Raw genomic sequence first — 15,289 nt, forward strand, 5'->3', positions numbered from 1 at the left:
GCTAAACGACTCTCTATCATTAAAATCTTTCAATAACACCTGCAATACCCTGGCCACCACCTACGCATGCTGTTACAATACCGTATTTCTTATTCAGGCGTTTCAGATCACCTAAAATCTGTACAGTAAGTTTAGCTCCGGTACATCCTAAAGGATGCCCCAGTGCAATAGCTCCGCCGTTAATATTTACGATATCAGGATTAATCCCTAGTTCTCTTATCACAGCTATTGACTGAGAAGCAAAAGCCTCATTCAGCTCTACCAAATCTATATCATTCAATGTCTTACCTACCTGCTGCAATACCTTAGGAATAGCAGCCACAGGTCCTATGCCCATAATACGCGGGTGAACACCTGCAGAAGCGCAGCCTACCAACCTGCCTATTGGCTGAAGACCCAGTTCCTTCATCATCGTCTCGCTCATTACTACCACGAAGGCAGCGCCGTCGGATGTCTGAGATGAGTTACCTGCGGTAACACTGCCGCCGGCAGCAAACACCGGTTTCAGTTTAGCAAGGGCTTCTGAGGAAGTATCTGCACGCGGACCTTCATCAGTATCAACAACATAGGTGCGTTGTTGTTTTTTCCCTTTCTCATCTACATACACTTCGTCCACTGAGATAGGCAGTATACCTTCCTTGAAATACCCATTTTGAATGGCATTTAAGGCCTTCTGATGAGATCTGAAGGAGAATGTATCCTGGTCCTCTCTTGAGACGTTATATTCACGGGCAACAGCTTCTGCTGTCAATCCCATGCCGAGGTAATACTCAGGTGTAGTGGTAGCGACTTTATAATTAGGAACGGTTTTCCAACCGGCTACCGGTACTAGGCTCATGCTTTCGGTACCACCGGCAACGATACAATGCGCCATGCCAGACTGAATCTTAGCAGTGGCAATAGCAATTGTTTCCAGCCCGGAAGCACAATACCGGTTTACGGTCATGCCAGGAACTTCTATTCCCAAAGCTCTTACGGATATCATGCGCCCTATCTGCAAACCCTGTTCTGCTTCGGGGACGGCATTACCTACAATGAGGTCATCCACCCGTTTCGGATCGAGTTGCGGGACACTTTTCAATAATCCTGTAATTACTTCTACGGCCAGATCATCAGGCCGGGAAAAGCGGAATCCGCCACGCTTGGCCTTGCCCACGGCGGTTCTATACCCGGCTACTATGTAAGCTGTTTCCATTCTTAAGACTCCTTTTCCGGGCATTTCGCCCGATTTTTTTTATTTAAGTTAAAGAAGTTTTGCGAATTATAAAACAAGGTGTTAGATTTGCAGCCCGTTCAACGGTAAAACGATGACTCCTTAGCTCAGCTGGTTAGAGCTACTGACTCTTAATCAGTAGGTCCAGGGTTCGAGTCCCTGAGGGGTCACACTAAGATCATCAAACAGTATCAAAGCCGCATAAATCACATGATTTACGCGGCTTTTCTGTTTTTAAGCTACAATGTTGATCTAATTCAAACCACTCCAAATGGTTACAAAAAAGGTTACATCAAAAATCTCTACTTTAATGTAACCTTTTTTCTCTTAGATGCTTTACTACACCGCATTTACAAAGGATAAACCAAATTAAATTACAATGAAAGTAAGTGAGGAGCTTCCTATTTCATTTTGGCTAAGGAAATTCGAAACTAAAATAGCTAACAAGAAGTTTATAATGAAAATACCATCCGGGGAAACCCAGATAACGGATTTTCACTATGCTGCCACGTAAACCAGAAAAATTTGACCGTAAAGCAGAAGTCGTTACTAGTAAATCAACGGAGATTACTGAATCTAACAACTACATCCTTATATCGTTAGAATTTAAATACCTGTATCCAATTTCTCAGTATTGAACAGGTTTCGTATATTTAGTAATCAGCTATATAATATATCCACGTTTTGTCATAAAGAATTGAATTTACATCATTAAATGTGCTAAAGCGAATTCTCGAATATCTCATATATTCCTTCAGAATAGTGAAAGATAGGGATATACTGATTCTTCCAGATTTTAACCACGTATTAAAAACCCCATAATTCATAATTAATTATCCCAATTTAAAAAGATGTCATGAGTAGCACAAAATTTCAAATGTTTCAGGTGAGAATTACTCCTAAAATAGATTCTGAAATAACGAGTTTTCAAAACATGTTAGACAACATGCCTGATCCAAGGGTTGTAATGAGAAAAGATGGTGATGATTTTGACCTAATTGATGGGGTTAATAAAAGGAGGATTATTTATTATGGAACTTTTTGTTTAGTTCAAAATAGCGATTTGCCCCCACGCGCTAAACTTGGAGAAAGGCCTAAAGACTTGGAGCTAGATGAAGGTGAAGGATTAGGACATTATACGTCTTTCTTTTTTGATTCTACTAACGACATAATTTTGATTCAATATAATAGAAATGGGATTACAGCGTCCGGAATTGCAAAGTATTTCAAAAGAAATTTCAGAACAGAAATAAGGAAAATTGAGTTCAATGTGGTAATTAACCCTTCTGAAATAGAACGATTGCGAAGAATGGGAGAAGTGAGAAGCTTAGAGTTGTCAGTTGCTAGCGTAAGGGGTGGAGGTATTTTAGCAAATGACGGTGTTAGTAGATCTGTGGGTGAACTAAGAAGTATCGCAGATAAAACGAATGCAGATAGCATTTCAATAAAATTGACTATGGGCCATACCCCGGGTACGCTTAGAAGAAACCGTATTGCAGCAATATTTGGGAATTTATTAAGAGCAGACACTCACGGAGACATTAAAAAAATGGAGATTACTGGCAAAGAATCAGACGAAGGTGCTTTAGAGACAATTGACTTTATTACTAATAAAGTAATTGTTGAAGTAACTCTTCCTCGTTCACGGCATTTTACTTTGGCTACAATCGAAAGAATTATCAGAGATGGAATTGCAAATTATAATGAAATAAAGCCCGAAATAGACACTGCATATAAAGTAAGACGAAATTCGGATTTAGATGAGTAATAATAAATATACTTGGCGATATCTGATAGAGCGGTTTTATCCAGTTATCCTATCTGGACTGGCTATCATTTCATTTATAATATGCAGGCACAGGTTTGTTGCTATAGATAAAATGGTTGATCAAATGTGTGACAATGGAATCTCTCTTTCTGTAACATTAGCGGGATTCTTCTTAACAATCCTTACTTTGATAAAAAGTATTACAACCAGAAGAATGACCTTTGTAGTAGATGGAGGTGGTTTACCTTTGTTATTAATGTATCTTAAACATGCTATTCAATTCAATATAACTTTGTTATTGGCGTCATTCATTATAAAGTACGTTGAACATAGAGCTTCTCAGATGATGTATATCAAGGGGATTAATATTGTGGATAACGCCTATGTATTTCTATTTATCCTTACCATTTTTATAAGTATTCGCTTTACTCAATTGTTCGTATCCCTACTTGCCGACCCTCCCCAAAATAGTATCCAGGATGATCAACAAGTAGACTCAGAACAAGAGGATGAATAGAATTATTAAATTCCCTAACCGCTTTTATAACCAACACTATATGATATAACCGGTTGGTAAAACTTACAGATAGTTATAATCTAAATTGGGATTGACGGCTAACAACCAACCCCAATTTTTTAGGGATTAATTCTTTTCCATTACATTAAAGGGTACTTCAAACGAGTAATGAATGCTGTCTGAGGTTAATTTTTTAACTTCAAGAAGTTTAACCTTCATATGGGTTGTTTGCTCCAACTTCTCTTTATCCTCAATCACATGTGCAATCTGTGCATCTGTAAAATATTCCAATTCCCCCTGTAGTGCAATACTATCGGTTAATCCTTTGATGAGATCATTTTTTTTCATACATAACGTTTGAGGATTGTGGGCAAAGATCGTTCCTAAGGGTAACGACTGCCAATAGGACAGTAAAATGATTCATTTCCAATTATTTATTATGTATTTATTTTGTTAGGTTCCAATCCTAACAACTCCCATTAGCAATTAGTACTTATTATCTACCCCCGTACAAATCAATTTTCCGGTTTTAATGAATAATATGCGCATTCTGTTAAAGGAGGTCATAAATGGAGTTTAAAACGTTATTTACGAGCAACTAAAATGAATTGTCTAAACCGGCTATAGAGTCTATATTATTAGAATGAAAATCATCTGGATGTATCTCACGATTCTCCCACGCATTGAATACAAGAGATATAAAGTCTTTAGGTACGGTAATAGTTGTATCCTTTTCAGTAAAGTAGTAAAACATCCGCTCTGAAGTCTATACCACCGAGATTAAAGAATAAATAAAAGTTCTATCAGGGTATGTTTGACAGGGCTTTTTATTTTATGATAACTCTTCTTTTGATAGTTTAGTCATACTCGAGGTCTACCTTACCTTTTATTTCCATAACTTATTATCCAAGCAAGAAATTTAAAAAATCTCTTAAAATTTACCAGGCTGTTAACTAAAAATTAACTAGTCACAAATAATAAATTATGATCTTGAGGCGCGTATTAATTAATGTTTAGAAAACTTCGCTAGTAGAGTTATTTAGCGTTATTGAAGTTGCTACAAAGACTACGCATATTTCGTATAAGCTATATTTAGGTTCCTGTAAATTTCCTTTTATAAAAATACCTTTTTTTAAGTAATTAAAAACTTCATTTATGATTGATTCTGAGGAGTTGAAGTCATCCTACCCTGAAAAGTATAAGCAATATGACGAGTTAGGCAAATTACTGGTACAAGCAATTAGCAAAATACTTCAGGACGAAAATATTAAAGTTCATGCAATTTATCATCGGGCAAAAGATCTTGATAGCTTAATTGGAAAAATTGCGTCGAAGGATAATAAATATTCTACCCTTGAAGAAATTACCGACCTGAGTGGTTTGCGAGTTATTACCTATTTGGAAAGTGACGTTGAAAAAGTCGAAAAAATATTAAGAACACATTTAATAATTGATGAAAGTAACTCTGTAGATAAGCGTAGAAAAGAAGCTAATGAATTTGGCTATAAGTCATTGCATCTTGTTTCTACATTGCAAGAGAATTGGCTAAGCAATCCTATTTATAAGTCATGCAGAGGATTAAAATCAGAAATACAAATTAGGTCTATTTTACAACATGCCTGGGCCGAAATTGAACATGACTTAGGATACAAAAGTACCGAACCTGTTCCCTACGATTTAAAAAGAGGTTTCAATAGACTGGCCGCTGGACTAGAAAGTGCTGATATAGAATTTGATCGACTGGTAAAGTTGAAGGAAGAGTATAAGAAGAAAATTAATTATGAATTGACAACGACCACAACAACAAAACCGCCTACGAAACTTAAGATACCTATTGACTCTTTATCATTATCTGTCCTAATTGACGAAAACCCAGCAATCCAAGAAGCTCAACAGATATTGACGCAGGAATTTGGAATAAAACTTATTGGTACAATAGACCTTAGGTACACTATAAGTAAACTTAAATATCTTGGAATTGAAGATATTCAAATATTAAATGACCTATTAATTCAGAAAAAAGAACCTCTGAAAAATTTCACGAGATTACTGTATAAAAGAAGAGGAGATAAGAGACAATTTCTTTTAAAACAGTCCCCACTAGATTATTTCCTCCACTATTTAGCCTCTGCACGTGATCGTCAATACCTTGATGAATATATAACATATGGCTCGGAAGGCAACAATGGTAAAGTCAAAGAAGTCACTGATTTTATAAAGTTGCACAATGATGCTGACAACGGTTTGGAGGTTTAATATAAATCAGTAAGGTCCTGATTATTCGCATCTTTTTTTGTTTATGTCTATTTAAGCCTGACATTTTTATATCCAGCTGACAGAAAACGTGAATAATGAAGGCTTTTTGTGTTCGATGATCTTTCCTAATTTTATGTATTATCTTGTTAATCTCCTATAATCGATATTACTTTATAATAAATGACAACAAACAACATCATCAAACTGCTTTCCGAATTCGTTCCATTTGAGGTAACCGATCCTGAGAATGATAATGAGTCTTTTCTATACGAAGCTATGGATTCTTTAAAAGATAATCCGGACTATGAAAATGCTATAGAATCTATATTCCTGTTAATGGAGAAATGGCCCCATGCTGATTTTGGCACTCCTGGTCCTTTGGTTCATACTCTTGAGAAATTTAGGGGGAAGTACGAGAGATACTTATTCGAATCTTTAAATAGAAAACCTATCCCTCTGACAGTTTGGATGCTAAATAGGATGATTAATGGAGAGAATGATGAAAAGGCTAAAAGCGATTTAATTTATGTTATGCAATCTCTTGTAGGAAATCCCACTGTAGATAATGAAACGAAAAAGGTTCTTCAAAGCTTTATTAAATTTCAAAGTTGATTTGTGTTAACCCTAATTTGGTACGCAGTGCGTACCAAATCTATCAGGAGAATTACATCGGATGAGACAGTTTCATCAATTTTCTCCAATTCGGGACGCAATGCGTCCCGAATTCACCCGAATACATTAAGATATAATTTAATGATAGATAATCCAACAGCTAAACAATATTATAGCACCTTTACTGGGTAAAGGTAGAACAACCATTACGCAGGATATTCGACATATCTTTGAAGAAAGCGAACTGGAAGAAATTCAGTCTGTCGGAAAATCCGACAGACTACTGACGGGAAAAGCTACGATACAATTGCGTGTAAACTCTGAGGCATGTTGCCCCACTTTACGGTGATTATTCGAATACAGGTAAACTAATTAATTTATTGATCATGATTCCCCTATAAAATCAGTACCTGCCGACTGCCATTATGGACATTTAGCTATATCAATTCTTCTGGTTTATTGTATAGGTCCTTTTGTCCGTACCTACGCCGGAAATTTTAAGAGATTTCCAATTTCCAGGTAATGAGCTCTGGATTTGTACAATTCCTTTAGCCGAAATTTCCAATCCTCCGAAGCCCATCAGTACGCTTTGCAGGACACCTCCTGCACCTGTTGCAAAATAGGGATTTGTGCCTCCTTTAGTTTCTGCGATTACCCTGAATGGTGGATTTAAATTAGGTTCATAGGCTTCTTTAAAAAATGAATAGGCTTTATTTGGGTTGCCTGTTCTGGCATAAAGAAGTGCAAAAATAGCGTGAGTCATTGCTGGCGTTCCTTCTGCAGGTATTCTGGTTTCATAGTAAGCCAGGTCTTTTTCAATTTGATCTTTAGCCGTTATTATGTTTAAAGGGTAAGCAAGTAAATTAACATCTGCCTGCTTAATTCCCTCACCATTATAAGATGCATGTTCCTTTGTTACACCATCATCAAATTTCAAAATCGGAATATTCTTTTCAACCAGTTCCCAATCTTTATTTAGAGGGATCCCTAAAATTAATGCAGCTAAATTTGCATTATGCAGGTTTACTTTTGCCGCTGCATTTGTGTAAGCATTATTATCTACATTTTCTGCCCATTCATCTGCGGCTACAACATTTTTAATATCATACTGATTTAATCCGTTTCTTTCCACTCTACTTGCCCAAAAATCGGCTGTTTGAGATAAAATCGGCCAACCTTTTTCTCTAAGCCAGGTTTTATCTTGTGTAACACAATAGTAGTTCCAGGCAGCTAATGCAACATCTGCTGAGATATGGTGTTCAAATGGTCCACTCAGCGCCCATACAGGCGTTTCTTCGACCCCTGTATCTGCACTTTCCCAAGGATACATTGCACCTTTATAACCATGAGAAAAAGCATTTTTCTCAGCTTGTTCCAGTCGCTCAAAACGATATTCGATTAAAGATTTTGCAATTTCGGGATGAAGGACCAGTAATGCAGGGAACATCCAGATATCAGTATCCCAAAATATATGACCATTATAACCTAAACCTGATAATCCCATTGGTGAAAGCGAATAAGAAGTGCCTGATCTTGAAAAAGATGTTAAATGATATAACATGCTATGTACATCTTGTTGAGCCTGCGGATCACCATCTATTGTAATATCCGATTCCCAAATTTCATCCCAGGCGGCATTATGAAATTTAATTAACCTGTCTCTTCCTTCGAGCTTCGCAAAAATGGTCATCCTTTCTGCTTCATTGAGCGGATCGGCATGCTGTGCAGAGCTAATTGTACTCCCAATAACCGAGTAGGTATAACTTTCTCCAGCCTTTAAAGTTTTATTAAATTTCATTAAATGACTATTATTATCCCACATTTCATGGATAATCTTAGGTTCATTTCCGTGTTGCTCTGCAAACAGAAAACTGTTTGATGCACAGAGCTGTAGCTTTCCTGTAGGGCTTTTTGCCGTAGAAGTAAGTAAGCTCAGGGTTACATGTGGTCTGTCAATTTCATTATAATAATTTTGAACGTCACGTAAAGCTTCAGGAGTTTCCATCACACTGGCCGCAGTTATTCTTAGATCTTCTTTTGCCGTTATTGTTACATCCATTAATACTGAAAAAGGAAGATGTCTCAATGCATAATAGGTATATTTTACAGTTGCTTTTTTGCCGTATAGGAGTTGCGTTGTAAATGAAGCATGATGCATATCCAGCTCCTGTTGCAGTTGTTGTGTATTTCGCTCATCAAGCCGCATACCATCAATTTCAAGATACATATTAAGCAGGTTAAAGCCATTTAAGAAGTTACTTACACGGCCGCGCCCGTAAGTATCATAAGCACCGGCTAAAACCACGTTTTTAACTTTAAACGGTTGGGGCGACGATACGATACCAATAATACCATTTGCCACAGTTACTCCATAATAGTTATTGGGATCTATTTTTTCAGCCTTAATCTTCCATGGATCCTGAGCATTGGAATGTACCGTGAAACAAATAATCAGGAGAAAAAGTAATCCTATTTTCATACTAATCGTTTTTCTGATATTAAGGTAAAGTAAGCCAGAAATTTGACTCCCCCAAAAGCCACCGAACGGTCCTTTTAATTGTGTTCCCATATTGTTGTTCTTAAATTTTACCAATAATTGTGCTACGTGGGTTAAATCAAGGTTAACTGTAGTTAATTGATACAAAGTGGAGGTGTTTTTCAACAATTGGTAAGGGCTCTTGCCTTCCTTCTGTCCATGTTGCGAAATTAAGACCAATACGTGTAACTTATCTGCACAGATCCAATATTTAACAGAATTTTTAATCTGTGTAGTGACTGTTCGGAGTAAGTTGTATAAGTCTCTATAGATAGATCGCCCTTTGATCGCCCTTTGGTCGGGGTTTGATCGGCTGAAGCCGACCAGACCCCGACCAAAGGGCGATCAAAGGGCGACCAAACCCCGGTCAAGTCTACAACACTCCCCGAACACTTCCCGAACATTCTCACAACCCAATTAACAAAAGAGGGGATACTTCAATTCTCAACAACCAGAAAACAAGATTATGAAACCTGTAAACTAAAAAGAAGTATTAACTCAGCAAAACTGTTCACTCATGAACAGTTTTGCTGAGTTAATACCGCTCACATTCGCAGCTACCACGATTCTTTAAATCAATAAGAACAAAACATTTCAGTATGCGATGATAGAATAATAGATCCAATCGGAAATGTTTGCCACGAATACGATATTGCCTGGCAATAAAAGGAAAACCTTTTTCCCAATTCAAGTAAAAAGTGTTGCAGGTTATTAATCAACTTTTCTTCCAGTTCGCTTTCCAGATATTGATGCTGTTCTGGTATATTTAAAAATTCCAGCACAAACGGATCTTTAATTAAATCTTCAAGGTGCTGTATTTCGTGACCTTCATTTACCAGTTTTAGCACTCCTTCTTTATCTGTACTTAGGGCAAGTCTGTGGAACAACATGCTTTTCATTTGTCTCTTTAGTTCCCGTACACTCCATTTGTCCCTTTCAGCTTGTTTGGCATAAAAACCTATTTCCTGTTCATTCTCCGTTTTTAATATCTCTACATAATGGCTCCATGTCAGTTGTCCAGACAGCGTCTGGATAATTGGGAATTTTATATAAAGTATGAGTCAGGTCCCTGGAAAGCCGATCAAATAACTGGCTTCGATATTCGCTTTTATTATTTATATTCAGGCTTTCCTACTAAAATTAGAAATACCGTTGAATAGAGAAATAACATTTCCTGAGAACCTATCCGATTTTCTTTACTGGGTAAAAGAAACAACAGAATCATACTGGAGCAAAGTACCGCATGATAAGCTAATTCATGGGGCAAAATGGCTGCCACTCACAGATCAGCAGATCGATGAACTGGAGCTAAAGTATACTATAAAATTTGGCGTTGAACACAGGACGTTTCTGAGAATATTGCACACCATAGATAAGCATTATGAAGAGGAGGAAGAGGAATTTATAAGTGAAGAAGAAGGAAAATATGAAGAGTCTGAAGAAGAAAGGAAGAGAAGAGTGTTTGTGACTCCGCCATACCGTCCTTCTTTCTTTTATAATTGGATAACAGAAAAGGAATGGATCGAAAGCAGACTTGCGTGGATAGATGACTTCTATGTCAGTAACATTTTAGGGCTCAGTAAGTCCTGGTTACGTTCATGGGGTCCGCGTCCGGAATCCGATGAAGAAAAAGTTCGGATATTCAGAGAGTGGTATCAAAAAGCTCCTTGTTTATTACCTATTACTGCACATACATTCCTGATGGATGATGGTGGGCATGGTCTGAGGCCTGTCTTGTCTGTTTACGGTTTTGATACGATTATCATGGCATGGAGTCTCCGTCATTTTTTGATGAGGGAATTTGATACAGAACTCGGCCTTACAGAGATATATTATGATGATAAAGAAGATTATCCGCAGGGATATATAGATCTTGTAAAAGGTATTCCTGAGTTGGATGCGCTGCAGACAATCAGATTGGACGATACAGATATTCCTTATTGGAAGGAGGTACTAACCTATTATCACTATCCAAATCATAATTGCTGGCAGGGATTCTGGGTGCCGTGGAGCAAGCCCAAATTATAAATTTCTGTAAAACTTGATGATAATGTTACTGGTACCGTTAACAGACTCAACAAACAAACTCACAGAAACTACGTGCTTCAAATTCAATGTTTGAAGCTTTTTGATTTTGGGTAAATTTGTATAGTAGACTAATTATCAATCATTAGGTTGATTCGAGGTTCTTTAGGTTAAACTAAACCAGCAATAATTTAACCGTTCCTAAGCAAGCTACATTCGATGCCGGGCTTTCGCTTTATCTCAATTGCAAATTCTTATGCTGCGATTAACAACCTATATGAAGACAATATCATAGTAAGTTTTGAAAACGTTATTTTTATAAAAACTGTAATAATGGAAAAAGATGCTCCAAAAAATCCTGCTTCTTTATTAGCCGCCGCATTGCAAAACCGGAAAAAACAAGATCAAGATGTAGTTATTCCGGATGAATGTGGCGATACATTGTGGGACAAAGTCCTGGAACAGGAAGAAAAGAAAGAAACAGATACTGCTTCCGATGTCAAAGAAAATAACGACTAAAATATGGCAAAGAATTTCGCTTCGTTAGCATTTACTGCTGCCGTTAAAGAAATGCAGGAGAAACTGGGTAGCAGGAAAAGCTACGCTAGACTTGAAAAAGAAACCTACGTAGATGGATTGACTCAGCATGAAATAGACTTTATTGCTGACAGAGATAGCTTTTACATGGCAACCATTGGAGAAAATGGATATCCATATATACAACATCGTGGCGGTCCTAAAGGGTTTGTAAAAGTGCTGGATACAAAAAAAATCGGTTTTATAGATTTCAGGGGAAACATGCAATATATTTCCGTAGGGAATATTCAAACCAATAATAATGTCTCACTTATTATGGTTGATTATCCTTCCAGAGCCAGGTTGAAAATCCTGGGAAAAGTAACCATCGTAGAATTGAAAGATGATCCTGCCCTTTATCAACTGCTTGATTTACCGGACTATGCATTTAAGCCGGAGCGCATGATAACATTAGATATAGAAGCATACGACTGGAATTGCCCTCAACATATCACTCCAAGATATACCATAGAAGAAATTGAAGACGCATTTGCAACACAGGTAAATCAAATAACAGAAATGGAGAATGAAATAGAAAAATTAAAAGCCACTTTACATAAACATGGAATAAAACCTTAATTATCAAAATTTCTATCTTCGATAGGTATGCAAGATTATTATAAACTACATGCTGATGCGCTTCACTACTTCAAAAATGAAGCACGAAAAGCCTTTGCAGCTATCTGTAGCAGCTTCGGTTTACAGGAAGAAAATGTTATCCTGACAGATACAGATAATTTATTTCAGGTAACGTTTTCGAATAGTAAAATCCGGATCGTAGTGACAGGTATTAACTGGGGCATGAATACAGATATTCATTTGGGGGTTAATACCAATGGTAATTACTTATATAGCATTCTGCAACTGATAAAAGAACGAAAACCTGAAAGACCCATTACCGGCAATCAGATTGATCAACTCTTCGGATATGCTCATTACCTGATGACCTATGCTACGGATATTCTACAAGGCGAAACCGCTTTTTTCAATCAGCAGGAAGCATTGATAAAACAAGAGAAAGAAAATGCATGGAAAGCCATGCAGGCCGAATCAACCAGAAAACTTGCTGAAGGTTATTTGAAAATTGATTCCCCCTTTGGAGAACAGATCTGGCGAAAAAACCGTCCGTTGTTATCAACATATAGCAGTATTAAAGATAAATTCCCACATAGCTTTGAAGTAGTATTGAATGAAGAAGTTTTATTAAGCGGGCAATATGAAGCTATCATTACCAATTGGAAAATAGAATTGAATGAGATCGTTATGAAAGATGAAGTAATTTGTGAGATAAGTACTGACAAAGTTTCGGTTGAAATTTTTGCCCCCCAGACAGGTCAGCTTGTATGGTTACTGGAAGAAGGTATTCCATTTAAATTCCCAACCTGCATCGCGTTACTTGATCCACAATCCAGCTATTAAATTCTGTGAACATGATGAATCATTTGAGTTTATTCGGGACGAGGTAACTGCTATCCGATTCAGCATCGTACGAATACGAACAGAAACTGTTCACTCATGAACAGTTTTGCTGGCATAATACCGCCTACATTGGCTGCTACCGTGATTCTTTAAGACAGGCATAGTCATTGTTGTTTACAAGCTCACCCAGGCATAAATCCAATAAATATGAAAAAAACTTTTCTTTTACTGCTCTCTCTCTGGTCCCTGCATTCGTTTGGACAGGAACAAACCAGCTTCAATCCTGAAACATGGAAGGCTCCATACTATTTGCCTGTCGAAGGATGGCAAATTGAACGTTTCGCGATGCCGATTGACTTTGCACCCGCTATTCCTTATAAAGGCGTAGAAGATATCCGTTTTGCTCTGGGCTGGGGCGAATCTGGTAATCAGGAATACTGGTCTTATTCCTTTTTATGGTATATAGAAGGAGCACAGAAGATCAATGCTGAAATCATTGATAAAAATTTAAATGCCTATTACGATGGCTTGATCGGCCGGAACATTGAAAAACGGAACATTCCCGCGAGTATGATCACCAAAACAGATACCCGGATAAAGAAACTTGAAAAGCCACAGGGCAGCGATGCAGCCACCTACTCTGGTACTGTCAGCATGCTTGATTATATGGCTAAAAAACCGATGGTGCTAAATTGTATAGTACACGTTATCAAATGTCCGGGAATGACTAATACAATCGTTTTCCATCAGCTTTCACCACAACCTTTCACTAATCCGGTTTGGACAAAACTGAAAGAACTAAGAGAGAGTTTTAATTGTAATAAGCTGTAAAATGAGAATAAATAATATCGGAACTGGGACACGCATTATCCTGCAAGCTTTACCGATTGAAGTTTAATATGCCCTTTCCTGGTGATTTTAAAAAGGTAAATAATGTTAAATTCACCTCCATCCTGGTCTTCATCTTCCTTATGACCGTAGACAGGTTGTGAGGCAAGATTTAATGTCAATGTACTTTCAGACCTGTCTAATGTTACATACATCATATAGCTATTTGAGGCGAGGCTGTCTTCAAATGTTCTGGTCTCATAGCGGGCTTCTTTATAGAGTGTATCTGTCTTGATCTTTAAGAGGCAGTTAATGAAACTTTTTGGAAACAACCTGTTGAAATATTTGTAAAAGTCCCCTTCGGTGAAGGGCTTTACATTACTTCCCAGTTTGTTGGTAAGCGGCTCATTGAAGTCGTATGCCAGGTACCATATTTCGTTATTGTCATCTATGAATGGAAAGTCCATAAATGATTTTGCTTTCGCTATGTCATTTTGATAAACCGCATCCCTGAACTGCCGGAAATTGTAAACCCAATAGGTCGTATCCTTTTGGGTGAATGAAGGAGCTGGTATATCCTGTTGTGTTTGTGCGAAAGCAGTTATACAACATATCAAAGGGAAAAAGGCCAACAGAGGTTTAATCAGGGACATTGCAGCGTATTTTATGTATTTATGCACTAAGGCCTAAAACTACAAAAAAACAATCGTAAACATGATAAATCAGTTGATCGTCTAAGTCGGTTAAATCCGCTTTCCAAAGGTCTTTTCATCAAAAACCATTGTTCTTTTATTTTTCAGGTTCGTAAATAAGTTGTACAACTCCAGATTTGAACACATTGGTTTTGATTAAATTCAATTTTATACGTTCTTTTAAGTTATCAAACAACGGCTTTCCACCTCCTAAAGCTATTGGGTGTACCGATATTCTATATTGATCAATAAGACCCAAATTGATAAAAGTCTTGATAAGGCTTGCTCCACCATAAAGCCAAATATCTTTTCCTTCCTGTTCTTTAATTTCAACTACTTTATTAGCTATGTCAGAACTTATGAAAGTAGCTTTTTCATCTTGTCTATTCTGGCTGGAAAAAACAACTTTATTCTTCGAATGTACTCCCTGCCATATCATTTGTTCCATCGGGCTGGCATTTGCTTCTGGTTGAAAATTCCCCCAGGCGTCATAACTCACCCTGCCGTAAAATATCGTGTCTATACCTGATATAAAATCATCCAGATTCATATCATCGTCCATAATGCACCAATCAATTTCTCCATTTGGTCCTTCAATAAATCCGTCCAGGGTTACTGCTAAATCTAAAATTACTTTTCTCATTAAATAACTTGTTACTTTATTTTTTCGCTTGTCATTTTCTACAAACCCAGGCCTCGCACCTCCCAGGAAGCATTCATCAGAACTTTATCTGTGACTGTCATATCCATCCTTTTTTAGTACTCTTAATTGATTCTTTCATGATGGGTTACTAACGGCTATTCTACTAAAATAACAATTATCTGTATGATGGCGCGTATCAAAATG

Annotated in this window: 15 protein-coding genes, 1 tRNA gene and 1 pseudogene; 10 read left to right on the plus strand and 7 right to left on the minus strand. The window is 37.3% G+C overall.

From position 1 onward, the window contains the following. Positions 1-19 precede the first annotated feature (19 nt). Positions 20-1,195, minus strand: a complete 1,176-nt coding sequence (locus tag BMW86_RS05765; RefSeq protein WP_089779826.1) for a thiolase family protein — start codon at positions 1,193-1,195, stop codon at positions 20-22. Positions 1,196-1,309: 114 nt separating this feature from the next. Between BMW86_RS05765 and BMW86_RS05770 the strand changes: the two genes are divergently transcribed. From BMW86_RS05770 to BMW86_RS05780, 3 genes are all read left to right on the plus strand, one after another. After that, positions 1,310-1,383 (plus strand) — tRNA-Lys (locus BMW86_RS05770). A gap of 686 nt (positions 1,384-2,069) precedes the next feature. After that, positions 2,070-2,981, plus strand: a complete 912-nt coding sequence (locus tag BMW86_RS05775) for a DUF6731 family protein (protein ID WP_089779829.1) — start codon at positions 2,070-2,072, stop codon at positions 2,979-2,981. Continuing rightward, positions 2,974-3,498: a hypothetical protein gene (locus BMW86_RS05780; protein ID WP_089779831.1), complete on the plus strand. Its 525-nt coding sequence runs from the start codon at positions 2,974-2,976 to the stop codon at positions 3,496-3,498. Before BMW86_RS05775 ends, BMW86_RS05780 begins: the two co-directional genes overlap by 8 nt. 126 nt (positions 3,499-3,624) lie before the next feature. Here BMW86_RS05780 and BMW86_RS05785 read toward each other — a convergent pair whose 3' ends face one another. Beyond that, positions 3,625-3,846: a hypothetical protein gene (locus BMW86_RS05785; protein ID WP_089779833.1), complete on the minus strand. Its 222-nt coding sequence runs from the start codon at positions 3,844-3,846 to the stop codon at positions 3,625-3,627. 807 nt (positions 3,847-4,653) lie between these two features. Between BMW86_RS05785 and BMW86_RS05790 the strand changes: the two genes are divergently transcribed. Next, positions 4,654-5,754, plus strand: coding sequence for a GTP pyrophosphokinase (locus BMW86_RS05790; RefSeq protein ID WP_089779836.1), 1,101 nt, complete (start codon positions 4,654-4,656; stop codon positions 5,752-5,754). Between the two features lie 180 nt (positions 5,755-5,934). After that, the gene (locus BMW86_RS05795) at positions 5,935-6,366 is read left to right on the plus strand and encodes a hypothetical protein (RefSeq protein WP_089779838.1); all 432 of its coding nucleotides are present in this window, start codon (positions 5,935-5,937) and stop codon (positions 6,364-6,366) included. A gap of 442 nt (positions 6,367-6,808) precedes the next feature. On the opposite strand, the gene BMW86_RS05800 is transcribed toward BMW86_RS05795, so the two are convergent. The 3 genes and pseudogenes from BMW86_RS05800 to BMW86_RS32980 form a co-directional block, all read right to left on the minus strand. Next, on the minus strand, positions 6,809-9,010 hold the full coding sequence (locus BMW86_RS05800) for a glycoside hydrolase family 65 protein (protein WP_255372857.1): 2,202 nt from the start codon (positions 9,008-9,010) through the stop codon (positions 6,809-6,811). A gap of 427 nt (positions 9,011-9,437) precedes the next feature. After that, positions 9,438-9,593: a PDDEXK nuclease domain-containing protein gene (locus BMW86_RS33310; RefSeq protein ID WP_410492541.1), complete on the minus strand. Its 156-nt coding sequence runs from the start codon at positions 9,591-9,593 to the stop codon at positions 9,438-9,440. Then, positions 9,571-9,960 (minus strand): annotated as a pseudogene (locus BMW86_RS32980) (PDDEXK nuclease domain-containing protein); the annotation flags it as partial. The gene BMW86_RS33310 and the pseudogene BMW86_RS32980, both read right to left, overlap by 23 nt. Before the next feature lie 94 nt (positions 9,961-10,054). On the opposite strand from BMW86_RS32980, the gene BMW86_RS05810 reads away from it, so the two are divergent. The 5 genes from BMW86_RS05810 (at position 10,055) to BMW86_RS05830 (ending at position 13,753) form a co-directional block, all read left to right on the plus strand. Then, the gene (locus BMW86_RS05810) at positions 10,055-10,930 is read left to right on the plus strand and encodes a hypothetical protein (protein ID WP_089779839.1); all 876 of its coding nucleotides are present in this window, start codon (positions 10,055-10,057) and stop codon (positions 10,928-10,930) included. A 330-nt stretch (positions 10,931-11,260) separates the two neighbouring features. Continuing rightward, a complete protein-coding gene (locus tag BMW86_RS32455) occupies positions 11,261-11,446 on the plus strand; it encodes a hypothetical protein (RefSeq protein WP_143056496.1) in 186 nt (61 codons plus the stop codon). A gap of 3 nt (positions 11,447-11,449) precedes the next feature. Further along, positions 11,450-12,082 carry a pyridoxamine 5'-phosphate oxidase family protein gene (locus BMW86_RS05820; RefSeq protein WP_089779843.1) on the plus strand — a complete coding sequence of 211 codons (633 nt, stop codon included), beginning with the start codon at positions 11,450-11,452 and terminating at the stop codon, positions 12,080-12,082. A gap of 27 nt (positions 12,083-12,109) precedes the next feature. Beyond that, the gene (locus BMW86_RS05825) at positions 12,110-12,922 is read left to right on the plus strand and encodes a biotin/lipoyl-containing protein (protein WP_089779846.1); all 813 of its coding nucleotides are present in this window, start codon (positions 12,110-12,112) and stop codon (positions 12,920-12,922) included. A 207-nt stretch (positions 12,923-13,129) separates the two neighbouring features. Continuing rightward, a complete protein-coding gene (locus BMW86_RS05830) occupies positions 13,130-13,753 on the plus strand; it encodes a hypothetical protein (protein WP_089779848.1) in 624 nt (207 codons plus the stop codon). A gap of 35 nt (positions 13,754-13,788) precedes the next feature. Here the strand turns inward: BMW86_RS05830 and BMW86_RS05835 are convergent, their stop codons facing one another. Together BMW86_RS05835 and BMW86_RS05840 are read right to left on the minus strand one after the other, a co-directional pair. Beyond that, on the minus strand, positions 13,789-14,403 hold the full coding sequence (locus tag BMW86_RS05835) for a hypothetical protein (protein WP_089779850.1): 615 nt from the start codon (positions 14,401-14,403) through the stop codon (positions 13,789-13,791). Positions 14,404-14,539: 136 nt separating this feature from the next. After that, entirely contained in the window at positions 14,540-15,085 is a 546-nt protein-coding gene (locus BMW86_RS05840; protein WP_089779852.1) for a dihydrofolate reductase family protein, read from the minus strand. Positions 15,086-15,289 lie beyond the last annotated feature (204 nt).

It is taken from the genome of Chitinophaga sp. YR573 (assembly GCF_900110995.1).
Classification (GTDB): Bacteria; Bacteroidota; Bacteroidia; order Chitinophagales; family Chitinophagaceae; genus Chitinophaga.

What these genes read in the sequence shown, in the direction of transcription:
- BMW86_RS05765 (WP_089779826.1), bottom strand. Translation starts at nt 1,195, where the DNA reads ATGGAAACAGCTTACATAGTAGCCGGGTATAGAACCGCCGTGGGCAAG.
- BMW86_RS05835 (WP_089779850.1), bottom strand. Translation starts at nt 14,403, where the DNA reads ATGTCCCTGATTAAACCTCTGTTGGCCTTTTTCCCTTTGATATGTTGT.
- BMW86_RS05820 (WP_089779843.1), top strand. Translation starts at nt 11,450, where the DNA reads ATGGCAAAGAATTTCGCTTCGTTAGCATTTACTGCTGCCGTTAAAGAA.
- BMW86_RS05785 (WP_089779833.1), bottom strand. Translation starts at nt 3,846, where the DNA reads ATGAAAAAAAATGATCTCATCAAAGGATTAACCGATAGTATTGCACTA.
- BMW86_RS05795 (WP_089779838.1), top strand. Translation starts at nt 5,935, where the DNA reads ATGACAACAAACAACATCATCAAACTGCTTTCCGAATTCGTTCCATTT.
- BMW86_RS05790 (WP_089779836.1), top strand. Translation starts at nt 4,654, where the DNA reads ATGATTGATTCTGAGGAGTTGAAGTCATCCTACCCTGAAAAGTATAAG.
- BMW86_RS05775 (WP_089779829.1), top strand. Translation starts at nt 2,070, where the DNA reads ATGAGTAGCACAAAATTTCAAATGTTTCAGGTGAGAATTACTCCTAAA.
- BMW86_RS32455 (WP_143056496.1), top strand. Translation starts at nt 11,261, where the DNA reads ATGGAAAAAGATGCTCCAAAAAATCCTGCTTCTTTATTAGCCGCCGCA.
- BMW86_RS05780 (WP_089779831.1), top strand. Translation starts at nt 2,974, where the DNA reads ATGAGTAATAATAAATATACTTGGCGATATCTGATAGAGCGGTTTTAT.
- BMW86_RS05825 (WP_089779846.1), top strand. Translation starts at nt 12,110, where the DNA reads ATGCAAGATTATTATAAACTACATGCTGATGCGCTTCACTACTTCAAA.
- BMW86_RS05830 (WP_089779848.1), top strand. Translation starts at nt 13,130, where the DNA reads ATGAAAAAAACTTTTCTTTTACTGCTCTCTCTCTGGTCCCTGCATTCG.
- BMW86_RS05840 (WP_089779852.1), bottom strand. Translation starts at nt 15,085, where the DNA reads ATGAGAAAAGTAATTTTAGATTTAGCAGTAACCCTGGACGGATTTATT.